5 protein-coding genes and 2 pseudogenes are annotated in these 15,216 nt (G+C 33.4%); all 7 read right to left on the bottom strand.

The window, feature by feature from the left end; all coding sequences use genetic code 11:
- Positions 1–3: 3 nt before the first annotated feature.
- The 7 genes and pseudogenes from JFU54_RS30125 to JFU54_RS25515 all read right to left on the bottom strand — a co-directional run bounded on the left by JFU54_RS30125 (position 4) and on the right by JFU54_RS25515 (position 15,199).
- Complete coding sequence (locus JFU54_RS30125) at positions 4–2,472, bottom strand: condensation domain-containing protein (protein ID WP_277956420.1); 2,469 nt, start codon at positions 2,470–2,472, stop codon at positions 4–6.
- Positions 2,417–4,264 carry a condensation domain-containing protein gene (locus tag JFU54_RS30270; RefSeq protein WP_307838314.1) on the bottom strand — a complete coding sequence of 616 codons (1,848 nt, stop codon included), beginning with the start codon at positions 4,262–4,264 and terminating at the stop codon, positions 2,417–2,419. The genes JFU54_RS30125 and JFU54_RS30270 overlap by 56 nt, the downstream gene beginning before the upstream one ends.
- A 26-nt stretch (positions 4,265–4,290) precedes the next feature.
- Complete coding sequence (locus JFU54_RS29890) at positions 4,291–4,431, bottom strand: hypothetical protein (protein ID WP_242489448.1); 141 nt, start codon at positions 4,429–4,431, stop codon at positions 4,291–4,293.
- A gap of 72 nt (positions 4,432–4,503) precedes the next feature.
- Positions 4,504–7,604: pseudogene (locus tag JFU54_RS25525) on the bottom strand (acyltransferase domain-containing protein).
- Positions 7,605–7,637: 33 nt separating this feature from the next.
- Positions 7,638–8,672: pseudogene (locus tag JFU54_RS30420) on the bottom strand (beta-ketoacyl synthase N-terminal-like domain-containing protein); the annotation flags it as partial.
- Between the two features lie 49 nt (positions 8,673–8,721).
- Entirely contained in the window at positions 8,722–14,490 is a 5,769-nt protein-coding gene (locus JFU54_RS25520; RefSeq protein WP_201066860.1) for a non-ribosomal peptide synthetase, read from the bottom strand.
- Positions 14,480–15,199: a thioesterase II family protein gene (locus tag JFU54_RS25515; RefSeq protein WP_002141321.1), complete on the bottom strand. Its 720-nt coding sequence runs from the start codon at positions 15,197–15,199 to the stop codon at positions 14,480–14,482. The genes JFU54_RS25520 and JFU54_RS25515 overlap by 11 nt, the downstream gene beginning before the upstream one ends.
- Positions 15,200–15,216 lie beyond the last annotated feature (17 nt).

Genomic DNA, 15,216 nt, shown 5'->3' with positions numbered 1-15,216 from the left:
TTATCATATATTAAATATATTTTCAAGATCTTCACTCGAGAGGTTTGCCGTTTCAAAATCAGATGGGGTGAATTCAGCATGTTTTCTCTGACAACAATGTTGAATCAAATCTCTCAATTGATTCATATACTCCATGAAAAATTGCGATATTGTTTCTTGTTTAAATTTGTTTTTGCTATACGTAATCGACAAATTCAACTTTTTATCTACTGTATACGCAACGATATCTAGCAAACAATCCATCTCATTTTTATTGCTGTTATCTTGACCGGAATTTTCATACGCAAATTCAAAAATTCCATTGGAAAATGTAGCATTAAAATCACCTAAATAGTTAAAACGAACATACTTTCGAGATTCGGAACTTAATTCCTTCGAAATATACTTTAAAACTCCATAATTTAGACCTTTACTTGGAACGCTACGCAATTGCTCTTTTAATTGTTTAATTTGTTGTGATATATCTACATCCTCAAATTGTAACCGAATTGGAAATAGGCTCGTAAACCATCCAATAGTTCGCGATACATCAATTTCATCATTTAATTCTTCACGCCCATGCCCTTCAATTTCAATAATCACATCATTTGTTTTAATATACTTAGCCATTACCAATGATAGCGCTATAATCATTAGTTCATTACCTTTTGTTCGATAAGCTTCATTTGCTTTTTGTAACAGCTGCATAGTTTCTTCTTCTGTTAACTTCTTAATCATTTTCTCGCAAAATTCCATACGATCCAATCCTAAATCAAAATCATTAAATGAATTCTCTTCATATTGATATACATGCTCCCAGTATCGCTTTTCTGATTCTGGAATTTTTTTACTCATTCTCTTTAACTCAATTGCCCAATCCTGTACCGAATTATCTTTTGGCGGCAAAGAAGTTTTCTGCTTATTTTCTATCTGTTTATATAATTGATTTATATCTTCAAAAATAATTCGCCAAGATATACCATCAACAGCTAAATGATGAGCTGTCATTAATAATCTTTTACCAAAATCGCCCAAATCAAATATACAAACTTTAAGAAGAATTTCATTTTCAATATTAAAGCTCGATTTCAATATTTCTCCAATACTAGCAATACGAATACCTTGCTCTGTTTTTGATAATTCAGATAAATCTAATGATTCTATTTTTATTTTTTTATTGTAATTATTTTGATTATAAAATAATTCCTTCGTTTCCATCCGGTAATTCAAGCGAAAAGCGTCGTGATGACAAACTAATAAGCTAAATGCCGATTCAAGTATCCCAACCTCAACGTCATCCTTTACTTTGACTAACACTGACTGTGTATAATGGTTTATATTGTTCAAATCTTGCGAAAAAAACCATGAGATAGATGGTATCGTTTCAATACTACCAACACATTGTTGATTACTCTTCTGCTCTTTTGTGCTAGTCATTTCTAAATATAAAATCATATCTTCAATAACTGGATTAGCCAAAATATCCTTTGTTTTTATTTTAATCCCTTTCTCACGTATCTTAGAAGAAATTTGAATTGCTTTAATGGAATCCCCGCCTAGATGATAGAAGTTGTCTCTTATACTTACTTTTTCAACATTTAATACTTCACGTATAATACCTACTAAATCACTTTCTATCTCACCTTCAGTTTTTTTCTCTATTTTAACTTCAGGTTTCGGCAAGGCCTCTCTATCCAGCTTTCCGTTAAACGTCAACGGTATTTCTTTCAACACAATAAAATACGAAGGAATCATATAAACTGGTAAGATCTCTTTTAAGAATCTAAATAGTTCGGATGTCTTCACCTTAGCATTCTCAGTATAGTAGGCACAAAGATAGTGGTTTCCATCATAATCCTCTTGATCAATCACTACCACTTCCTTAATGCTCGGATATTTTTGCAAGTTTATTTCGATTTCTTTTAGTTCTATGCGGAACCCACGAACTTTTACTTGATCATCTTTCCTTCCCAAATACTCAATCTTATCTCCTTCAATAAATCTAGCTAAATCACCCGATTTATACATCTGCTCTTTTGCCGAATATGGATTTACAATAAATCTCTCTCTTGTTAAATCCTGATTGTTAAAATATCCTCTTGCAACACCTTCCCCAGAAATATAAATTTCTCCAACAACTCCCATTGGTACTGGGCGAAGTTCGGAGTCCAACACATATATTTTCATATTTTGTGCAGGTACACCAATAGGAACAGATACCCCTTTATCTTTTTCAATATCGAATTGATGAATCATACATCCTACAACTGTTTCTGTGGGCCCATATTCATTATATATTTTTGTTTCTCTACCTAATTTTTTCTGTATGTTTGCGGCAAGGTCTACTGTTAAATTTTCTCCACCAACAATAATTTTTTTAATTGAACACCCAACAAAGTCTGAATCTTTCAATAAAAACAGGTGAGATGGAGTTAATTTAATAATACTTGCTTTTTTCTTTAAATATTCTATATAATACATATTCGTTTGCATCAGCAGGATAAATAATAATCTGATTACCACTAATTAATGGGGTAAATATAGTTGTAACAGTAAGATCAAAAGCAAGAGATGAATACAATGGGAAAACTTCATTTTCACTTGCGCCTACATATACTTGATTTGCCCAGGAAATATAATTAACCAATCCTTTCTGTTCAATCATTGTACCTTTAGGGTTTCCCGTAGAACCCGATGTATATATGATGTAAGCAAGGTCAGTCGGCTCACTTCTATTTTTAATATTAGAAGTATCTCCCATATAAATATGAGCTGCATTTATATGGATAACCTCAACCGCATACAAAGAAAGATCCCATTGATGCGAAATATCAAAATTAGTGAACAGAATATTGATATCTGAATCTTGCATCATATAATTGACCCGTTCAGATGGATATTGTGGATCAATAGGTAAATATACCGCTCCTGCTTTTAAAATTCCTAAAATTCCAATAATTGTTTCTAGAGAATGCGTAGTTGATATTCCTATTACTGTACCTTTTATTACATTTTTCTTTAATATATATCTCGCTAATTGATTAGATCTATCATTCAATTCACGATACGTAAGTTCCTTATCTTCCAGGCAAATCGCAACTCTATCTGGTGTCCTTTCTACTTGTTCTTCAAAAAGCTGATGGATTGTCTTGTCCTTTGGATACTCCCTATTCGTTGCATTAAATTCATATATCAATTTATTCCACATATCTTCTGGTAAAATTTCTAATTCCATCAACTTTTTATTAGGCGACTCCAACATCTGATTCAGTAAATGACTGATTCCAAGATACATTTGTTCAATTTGCTTTTCTGTATACATATGATCCTTATAATCTATATCTAGATTAAATCCTCCTAATCTAGACCATTCTCGAATAATCAATTGAATTGAATAAATCTGATTCCTATTGTAAAATTCTTCATTTTCTATTGGTGTACCATTAATTTCAGTAGGAAGTTTTGTATTGTAATAGTTAATACATGTATCAAATAAATCACCGTATCCCTTTTTCTTTAATTCCAAATCTTTCACCAATACATCATATGGATATTTTTGATGATAATAACAGCGAACCAATTCACGATTAATGCCTTTTATAAAATCTAAGACTGTCATTTCACTATCAACAGTATGACGAAATGGCATAGTACTTGTTAACATCCCCACAATATTTTTTTCATTTTTCCCCGCTCGATTAAGTACAGGCATTCCAATAATTAAATCATCCTGCCCATTTACTTTATTTAAGTAAATATAATATAGGGCAACAAAGAATGCGTACACAGAAACATTTATGCCAGTAGCAAATTGTTTAATTTCATCCGATTGATTATTTGTTAAAGAATATGTTTTTCTATTTGCCTTTGCACAATCTACTTCGTTCTTCCGCTTCACAATTGGGAGCTTACTAAACTTCTCATTCCAAAAATTTTTATCCTTCATAAATCTTTTTGAAGTTAAATAAGATTCTTCCTTCTCAAGGCAATACATATAGGTACTATTAAGCTGATCTGTTATTTTTTCACCTTTCAAAATTTGAGTGTATGCATTACAAATCTGTTCAGTTAAAAGATTCATAGACCAACCATCAGAAATTATATGATGGACCTTAACGAAATATCCCCCTTCTTTAGTATCTTGTAACTTGAACAAAGCAAAATCAAATAAGTCTTGTTCATTGATATCGAAAGGTTTTGCAGCTTCCTGCTGAACCCAGGCATCTAAATCCTTCTGACTATTAAAAATAGTATATCGAACTTGATATTTATGATATTCCTCCACATATTGATGAACCTTCTCATCCGATTCTACAAATCGATGCCTGATTCCATCATTTTTTTTATAAAATAATTAATTGCTTTCTCAAGACAAACAAAATCCACTTCTCCTTGTATCTTTACTGTTCCCCCAATATTATGCAATGGCTGATGAGGATTAATTTTCTCCATATACCAAATCCTTTGTTGAGGATGAGTTAGTGAAAAATATTCTCTATACTTCAAATTATCACCACTTTATATTTAATGTTTTTCGAAATAATTCACTTTTTGACCATATCTAATCATTTTTTTCGTCATTTCATCCGTAATATTATTCCATACAAAACCCGTTTTTCTTAACAGCATATTCGTTTTATCTCCCATTATATGGAACAATGTTTGTTCGACATCATTAAATGTTTTCAATTCATCTCCTATACAATGCAGCTGTAAGTTATATATATCTGATGCATATTGATTAAATTGCTTTTCATCAAAGATATAATCTATAAATTTATCAATTGAAGTTTCTTTTACATCTATGTCTAATCCATACGTTGTTAAAAGAGCTGATAAGCTTACATAGTTAGGATTGAAAATGTGATGAGTCTCATTCATTAATTCTTTTTTATTAAACAACTTAATAATTGCCTGACTAACATCATCCACACATGCAAAATCTATATCTCTTTCCATTTCTGGAACCAATCCAATTCTTATATATGATTTCATCATTGAGTATAATGCATTCTGCTCTATGTTTTCTTGAAACCTTCCTGTTTTAGAATCAAAACCAATGTTTCCCACCCGAAAAACATTTACATTTATTCCCTTATCCCTCGTTTCCAGTACAATCTTTTCAGCTTCTAACTTTGTCTTTGGATAAGGATTTTCAATAATTTGCCCTAAATCATTATCATACTCCGTATACAATATATCTTCGTTATTCTTTACTACACCAGAAGCTACAGCCAATGTAGAAATATGATTCACATCTTTCTTTACTCCCTTAAGCGAAAAATCAATTACATTTCTCGTAGCTAGAACGTTTGCTTCATAGGATTTTTCATATTTCCCATAATGACTAACACTGCCTGCTGAATGTATAATACATTGGATTGTTTCACTCAAATATTGATAGTTCGGCAAATCTAAGCCCATATATTTTTTGTCAGGTCGCCACTATATACAAAAATTCTTTTCTTATACTTATCATAAAAAGATGTTCCAAAATAAGAGCAAACTTTTTCTTTAATGCGATTTTCTGCTTGTATACCATTGTCACTTCTTACAATCAAATGTACATTGCAATCTAATTCAGTTAATAAATCATGTAATAAGTAAACGCCCAAATATCCCGTGCTTCCTGTCAATAGAACTTCCTTATAACCGGTTTGGCAAGAAAGGTTGATTTCGTAATACTTTTTGTTTCTATCATCATATAAACTTCGTATCGCTATGTCGCCTCTTATCTTCTCCTCCATTAACCGATGCCTTTCTCCTCTAGCAATCAGATAAGTTGCTAATGCATCTGGAATGGTCTTCTCCTTTTTATATGTCATATGCTGCGCTAGATCAGAGACTCTAGGGTATTCAAATAAATGATTAATAGAAATATCAAAATCCTTCTGTAAGCTCGAAACAACATTGATAGCCGTTAATGAGCTACCTCCTAATTCAAAGAAATCATCATGGATACTAACTTGTTTTACTCCCGTAACTCTCTTATATGATTCTATAATTTTCCGCTGTTTATCATCTTTCGGAACAACATTCCTCTTTAGCTCTTCTACATAGTCACTTTGCGAGAAAGGGGAACTCTCTTCCATTTCAATATCCTTAGAAAGGCTAAAGAACTGCCGTTCAAAAGGATACGTAGGGAGTGGAACACGATATCTTCTTTCTTGCGAAAAATACTTGGACCAGTTAATCTTCACGCCATGAATATGCAACTTACCAATATTTTGAAGCAAGTAATTGTCATCAAAAATTTTTTCTTTAGGATGCCTTACAGTATTAATAATTGGGCATTTTGATTCTCCTTGAGTATGTTGTCTAACAAAACTACTTAATGTTCTACCTGGTCCAACCTCCACAAAAATACTTTCCGTACCCGATAGTAGATGCTTAATGCCCTCAGAAAATTCCACTACATGTCGCAGATGATTCACCCAATAATCTGCACTTTTTGCTTGTTCTTCCGTAATCCATTCTCCTGTAGAATTGGATATAAATGGTATTTTAATATCCTGGAAATTAATTTCTTTTAACTTCTTTCCATAGGTATCTAAAATTGAGTCCATCATGGATGAATGAAAGGCATGGGAAGTTGTAAGTTTTTTAAACTGAAAACCTTTCCTAATCAATTCCCCCTCAAAAGTATAGATTGCCTCATCAGAACCTGAGATTACGCATGATATTGGACTATTCACCGCGGCAATAGATACATCTTGATTCATTAGTGGTAAAATTTCATTTTTCGAAGCCATTACACTTATCATGCTTCCTTTAGGTAATTGCTGCATTAAGGTCGCCCGCTCATACACCAACTGTAGCGCTTGCTTTAATGAGAACACTCCCGCCAAACAAGCCGCCACATATTCCCCTATACTATGTCCAATCATGCCGTCCGGATAGACGCCCCATTCCATTAATGTTTTTGCTAATGAATATTCAAAAATAAATATTGCAGGCTGTGTATTAGATGTTTGATTTATATCATCTCTCATTCTAGCTTCCAGGTCCTTTGGATATAAGACTTCCTTCCAATCAATCCCACTAATCTCTTCTAAAATCTCACAACAAAGATTCACTTCATCTCGAAATCTCTTCTCTTCTTTATATAAATCTAATCCCATATTTACATATTGCGCACCCTGCCCGGGAAACATGAAAATTATTTGCTTACTACCGCCATCACAAATGTTAGTTTGAACCTTAGCAGAATTTTGAATAAAAAATTCTCGCTTCGCTTCCTCTATATCCGAAACCACTAATGCTCTTCGATATTTTAAATTTTTCCTTCCATTTAAAAGTGTATAAGCTACATCAGCCAAATTCACATTATTGTTATGATTTAAATATTCAGCTAACTTTTTAGTTTGCTCTTCAAGAGATTTTTTCGTTTGTGCAGAAAAAGAAAGTAATTGATATCTCCTACTCCGCTCAGAAGCTTCTCTTTGGGGAGGTTCCTCAAGTACAACATGGGCATTTGTTCCTCCCATACCAAATGAACTTACTCCTGCTCTTAAAGGAAACTCTTGGTTCTTCCATTCCGCCAATGTATCCTGTACATAAAATGGACTATTACCAAAATTAATTTTTTCATTTGCTTTCTCGTAGTTAATGCTTGGTGGAATCATGCGATTCTCCAAAGCAACTACAGTTTTTATCAAACCTGCTATACCTGCAGCGTTATCAAGATGACCAATATTCCCTTTAACCGATCCAATACCACAAAAATTATTCTTCTCTGTATTAAATGCCAACTTCAAGGCTTCAACCTCAATCGGGTCACCTAGCATTGTTCCAGTACCATGAGCCTCTACATATGATATACTTTCAGATTCTACCTCGGCCATGTGATGAGCTGCTCTAATAACAGCAGCTTGTCCTTCTACACTTGGCGCATTAAAACTAACCTTATCAGCGCCATCATTATTTATTGCGGATCCTTTCACAACAGCATGGATGAAATCTCCATCAGCAATCGCATCCTCCATACGCTTCAAAACAACAATTCCCGCTCCATTTCCATTGACCGTTCCCCTAGCATTATCATCAAAAGGTCTACAGTGTCCATCTGGTGAAAGAATCATGCCATCCTTGTATAAATACCCTCTTTTCTCAGGTAATGTAAGTGAAACCCCTCCAGCCAAAGCAATGTCACAATCTCCACTTAATAGAGCTTGACATGCCAAGTGCACAGCAACCAATGAAGAGGAACATGCAGTTTGAACTGTATAACTAGGACCTTTCAAATTTAATTTATGTGATAATCTGGTACCAAAAAATTGAGAACCATTTAAAAATTCTGCTTCTTTTATAAAATCTTTCGCCCCATCATATACCGCTTCTAACCAATATAAGTTTGTAGATGCTCCAATATAAGTACCAATTAAACCATTAAAGTTATCCGAAAAGTAAGCACTACTCTCTAATGCTTCCCAAGCACACTCGTGCAAAATTTTCAGCTGCGGATCCATTACCTCTAATTCCCTAGGTGAGTAATTAAATAATTTATTGTCGAACCATTCTGTTCCTGTAATAGCCCCACCAGCCTTTATATAATTGGGATTTTGGATCGTTTCTAGATCAATTCCTCCTTTCTGTAACTCCTTATCTGTGAAGAAGGTTACCGATTCTACACCATTCTTCAAATTTTCCCAGAATTCATTTATAGTATCTCCACCAGGAAATCTGCAAGACATTCCAATAATAGCAATCTCTATACCATTTCTTATCGGTTCCTGTGCACTATCATTCATTCGAATCCCTCTTTCTTTGACGTCTTTGTTTTAACCTATTTTTCGATTCCTTTATTACCTGAACTCTATTTGAATTCATTTTTTCCTGTACCCTGCTCTCAGCGGTCATCTTTAATTGCTGGGATAGAGAATAAATTGTAGGATATCTAAATAGCATCATTACAGTTATGTCGATGTTCAAATCATTTTTCAACCGTTCATTTATTTGAATAATATTCAGTGAATTTCCACCAAGTTCGAAGAAATGATCATAAATACCGACCTGATTTACCCCAAGTACCTGTTTCCAGATCTCCGCTATCATTTTTTCTAGATTCGTTCCAGGTGCTATATAAGTAGTACCTAACGATATATAATTCTCATCATCCCTTTCTTGCAAGGCTCTTACGTCGACTTTGTCGTTATTCGTTACAGGCATACTCTCTAATTGCACAAAATGTGACGGAATCATATATTCAGGTAACTTATTCCTCAAATACTCCCTTAATTCTGTACTGGTAACCTCTTGGTTTGTAATTAGATACGCACACAAATAGCTTTCATTACTTTGATTTTGTTTCGCAACAACAATTGCATTATCAATATATTCATGATTTAAAATGTGGTTTTTTATTTCATCTGGCTCTACTCGGACTCCCTTAACCTTTACCTGATGGTCAATCCTTCCAAGATACTCAATGTCCCCATTAGGGAGCCACCTTGTAAGGTCTCCCGTTTTATACATTTTCTCACCTGGAATAAATGGATTGGACATAAATTTTTCATCTTTCAAATCTGACTTATTGATATATCCCCTTCCTACACCTGCCCCAGCAATATATAACTCCCCAGTCACACCAATAGGTACAGGATAATAATCTTGATTTAAAATATATGCCCTATAGTTACTTAGAGGCTTACCTATTGGTATGCTCGAACCCTCTTCATTTTCACGACAAATATAGTATGTTGAAAAAATCGTCGTCTCGGTTGGACCATACAGATTAATAATCATCTCAGCATTAACAGTACTCTTTAATTGATCATAAAGACTCTTTGTAAAGACCTCACCGGCTACAAGAACATAGTTAAGAGGTTGACTTATGACAATATTATCTATTAAAACTTTCAAATGGGTAGGTACAGCGCCCAAGACATTAATTTTATTTTTCTCAATAAAGTTCCACATATTTCTTGGCTCAGCGATTAGCTCTTCCTCAGGAATATATAACCTACCCCCAGAGAGAATCGGGAGAAGGATTTGTTGAACAGAAACATCGAATGTGATTTTTGCTAGCAATAAATGATTCATTTCTTGATTAAATTTTAATTTCCGAATGAGTCCTATCAACTGATTCACAATATTCTTGTGTTCGACCATAACCCCTTTAGGGTTACCGGTTGTTCCAGAGGTATAAATTACATATGCCAAATCGTCGGGCTGGTTTATGTTTTCAAGATAACAACCATCTTCTTTACAGTTTATTTCATCATCCAACCTAATTACTTCCTGTTCAAAAGTAAAGCGTTCCTTCATATTATTTCGGGCCAGAACCAACTGACAATCACTGTCTCTCAAAAAATATTTTATCCTGCTTATTGGAAGAGTGGGATCAATCGGTAAAAATGCCCCTCCTGCTTTTAGCACACTGAGAACTCCTATGACCATTTCTAAGGAAGGCTCTGCAATAAGTCCAACAACGCTATTTCTTTGCACTCCCTTTTTTCTTAAAGTGCGGGCCAGTTGATTTGCCCTTGCATCCAGCTCAGAGTACGTTAGTGTCATTTCTTTATACACGATGGCATTTTCTGATGGACCTTCTTTCACTTTCTGCTCAAATATCTCATGCACCGTCATTTGATACGAATATTCATCCGTCGTATTATTAAATTCATAAAGAACGGTTTTCATCTCTGATTCAGACATCATCTGGATATCTTGTAATGGTATATCCATCTTTTCGGTAATCTCATCAAGTAGATAAATAAAATGTTCTGCTAATCTTTGTACTGTATCCTTCTTGAATATATCCTTACGATACTTCCACTTAAAATGCATATCTTCATTAATTTCTAATACATGAATGAACATATCAAATTGAGTCATACTACTTTCAAATGGGAATTTTCGGAAAGTTAATTCCCCTTTATCCTTAAAGAAATACTCATCATTATCCAAAGAAAACATAATATCAAATATTGGATTTCTCCCTGTATTTCGATAAGCATCTACTTGATTTACTAACAATTCAAACGGATATTCCTCATGATCAATGGCTTTTATTGTATTATCCTTCACTTCATCCAGAAAATTCAGAAATGTTTTTTTACGACATGGGAAATTTCTTATTACTACCGTATTCACAAACATACCAATAGTCCGTTCCAAACCTGGACGAGATCGGCCAGCTGTAGGGGTACCAATCGTAATATCTTCTTGACCCGTATATTTTAAAAACAATACATTTAAAGCAGCAAGTAGCACCGTATATAGGGTTGTCCCATTCTCCTTCGCTATCTTTTTCAAACGCTTTGTCAAATCGTATCCCGCCATAATTGGTACATAATCACTATCATAAAGTTGCACCGGGTGTCGTGGATAATCTGTATTTAACTCCAGTAATGGAGGTTCATCTTTAAATATGTTTAGCCAATACTTTTCTTTACTCTTAAAATCATCAGTCTGAAAAAATTCTGCCTGCCATACTGCATAGTCTCTATATTGTAATTTAATCGGAGGCAAATCTTTATTTAAATAACTATCATAAAATTCCTCCATAATTATGTCCATCGATATACCATCAAAGACAATATGGTGAGCATCAGTTAACAGCAAATGCTTATTTTCTCTGATTTTAATAACTTTGATTCTAAATAGAGGAGGTTGTCCCAGATTAAAAGGTGTAGCAAACCCATGTACATACTCCATTAATTCTTCTTCCGACGCTTCAACGATATCAACAATAACCTTTAATTTAGGATGTACATACTGCACCACTTGTCCATTGATGAATGAAAACGATGTACGTAAAGATTCATGACGATCAACAAGATGTTGGAAAGCTCTCACCAACATATCATATTCGAGATCACCCTCTATGCTTGTCCCCGACGGTAAATTATAAGCTACTGAATCACGATTAAGTTGCCACATAATAAATAGCCTTTTTTGCTGTGATGAAACAGGATAGTATTCTCTTGCTTCAACAGGTAATATAATTGAACTTTTATGTTGTTCCCCATCCAGTATTAGAGTTGTAAATTCTTTTATAGTTGGCTTTTTAAACATTTCACTTAAGTGTATATTCACGTCAAATTCTTGGTTAACTTTCAATATAATCGAAGCAGCATTTAAAGAATGCCCACCTAACTCAAAAAAATTATCATACACTCCTATCTTTTGAATATTAAGAACATCTCTCCATATATGTGCAACCTTTTTTTCCAATTCGCCTTCTGGTGCAACATAGTCGAAGTCTGATACTGGATCCAAGTTGGACACTGGCAATGCTTTACGATCAATTTTCCCGTTTTGATTGAGTGGCATTTTTTTCAGTTGAGTGAAGTAGGTTGGCACCATGAAATTCGGCAAACTTTTAATAAGGAAATTTCTTAATTCTGAGTTTGTTATATTCACATTGGCAACAAAATAAGCACTTAATACTTTCGTACCGAAAGTATCTTCGATTGCAACAACAACAACCTCATCTACATCTGGATGCTTCATAAGACCAGTCTCTATCTCCCCAACTTCTACCCGAAACCCCCTTATTTTCGTAAGATTATCTTTCCTTCCAATAAATTCAATATTCCCATCAGGCATCCACCTTGCCATATCTCCTGTTTTATAAACTTTTTTTTCGGTAATTTTCGGAAACTCTACAAATTTTTCTCTCGTTAAATCTGGAGCATTATAATACCCACGTGCCAATCCAACCCCAGCAATACACAGTTCTCCTGTTACACCAATAGGTACAAGATTCATTTCTTGATCAACAATGTATATTTCGACATTATTAAGAGGCTTCCCGATTGGAATCACCTTCAATTGTTCTATCTCTTGATTACTAATTCTATAGAAAGCGGCTAAATCCGTGCATTCCGTGGGACCATACGTATTTATAATTTCGCTCTTGAAATTTATTGATTTAACTAAAGGTTTGAGTTTTTTACAATTTATCGATTCACCACCTAAAAAAATACGCTTCAACGTGATTAACCTGCTAAAATTAGTTCTCTCATTATAATCAACCAATGGATAAAAACCACTTGGGGTACAATTAACGCTCGTGATTTTATGAATATTTATATAATCAGACATTTTATTGTAATCATACATACCTGACTCAAAAAGGTGCAATCGCCCCCCTTTTATCAATGGAGCAAATAAATTTTTATGCGCTGTATCGAAACTAATTGGGGCAATTAATAATACATTATCGGTTGGATTCATATCAAATTCATTGGTATACCAGTTGAGCAAATTCATAAATGAATTTCTTTTCACCATAACTCCTTTAGGGTCACCAGTGCTTCCAGATGTATAAAGAACATACATTAAGCTCTCTAATGGGATTTTCAATTCTAAATTCCCACTCATTTCTATAGGTGTACCGTCTCTCAAAGTTGTATCTATATCAATAAATCTAGTGTTTTCAATTATAAAATTAAATTCATTATTGCTGCACTTCAAAATGATATCTACATTAGAATTACTTAAAAGATAATTAATTCGTTCATTTGGATAGTTTGGATCAATGGGTAAATATGCAGCTCCTGCCTTTAAAACACCTAATATACCAATTGGAAGTTCGAGCGATCTATCTAACATAATTCCTATTACAGAATCTTTTTTAGCTCCTAATTCAACTAATTTATGTGCTATATGATTTGCTCTTATATTTAATTCCTCGTAAGTTAAATTTTGATTTTGGTAAAAGACTGCTAGCTTATGTGGACTTTTAGCTACTTGAAATTCAAACAAGTCAACAACAGATTGATCCTTAGGAAAATCTGTTGTTGTGTTGTTAAACTCATTTAGAATACGATTTCTCTCATTGGATAAAATATCAATTTCAGAGAGCCTTATACTCGGATTAGCTACTACTGCTTTTAACAAATGAGTCAATTGATTTATAACTCTTTCAATCAAGTCTCCTACACTTTCTTTACAAGTGATACAACACTCTAGTTTATCTCCATGCCATGTAAAATTAAAGACGGTATCTGCATTTGTATAATGATTAGAAATATTATGTTGAATATTTTCAAACTGTATGACTGTACGAGGATTCAGTTTATTAGAATTTGCATTCTCATCTCCTAAAAGTTTTGCTAATCGCTTATGCGATACTTTCTGATTTTTATTTGCCTCTGTAATGTTTTGTTGTACTTTTAATAGAAGCTCTTTAAATGTCATATTACTATGGACATTACTTCTTATAATCAAAAGATGATCATAATATGCTGTGCCAGATTTTGATTGAATTACTGGCGTTCCAATAGAAATATCTTTACTATCCGTGTATATTGAGAGCAAATATTTCACACTAGCAATCAAAATGATAAGCATTCCATATTCAGAATGATTACTTATTTCACTAATTTTATGTGATATGTTTTCTGATAACCTATATGTAAATATTTTTTCTTCCTGATTTTTCACACCAACTTTTTTATTAAAATTTACAAAACTACTCATTTCTAAATCCGTTGATAGTTGATCCAACCAAAACTTCTCCTCTTTAGTTAACAAATCTGCATTATAAACATCATTGCTCATAATAATCTCCTCTCCCAACCAATGTTGAATTAATAAGATTTATAATATCAATGTAATTTTCATTAATAAAAAAGTGATCTCCTGGATAGCCATAAACAACAGTATCTCTCGAAGTAAACTCACACCATTTTTTCATGTATTCCTCAGTAACATCATCCAGCTTACCGTACATTGCAGTAATACACGTATTTAACTTGTACAATTCATTACTGAATTTATATTCTTCTATCAATTTAAAGTCAGATCTTAAAATTGGGATAAATATATCCATTAACTGCTGATTATTAAGAATTTCTTTTGGAGTACCATTTAAATTTAATATCACATCTTTAAATTCTTTTTCTGGTAAGTTAGACACTTTTTGTTCTCTAATAAAATTTGGGGGCTTTACACCTGATAGAAAAATATGCACAGGAGCATTAAGATTTCTACTTTCTATTTCCTTACAAAGTTCATAAGCGATAAGCCCGCCCATACTGTGACCAAAAAACGCGTAATCGCAATTACCTACAACTCTATATATACATTCGAATATATCATTAATCGCGTGATTCATATCATCATAACAATCTTCTTGAAATCTTTTACCCCTTCCTGCGTATTGAATTGGTTTCAATTCAATACTAGGATGTAAGTAATTTTTCCACTTACTATATATCGAACCGGATCCACCAGCATAAGGAAAACAAAAAAGCATCGTGTTATTCATATACTCTCCTTTCCTAT

This window comes from Bacillus sp. TH19, from assembly GCF_016651075.1.
In the GTDB taxonomy this organism is placed as follows: Bacteria; Bacillota; Bacilli; order Bacillales; family Bacillaceae_G; genus Bacillus_A; species Bacillus_A mycoides.
This window is presented reverse-complemented; position numbering and strand designations above follow the sequence as displayed.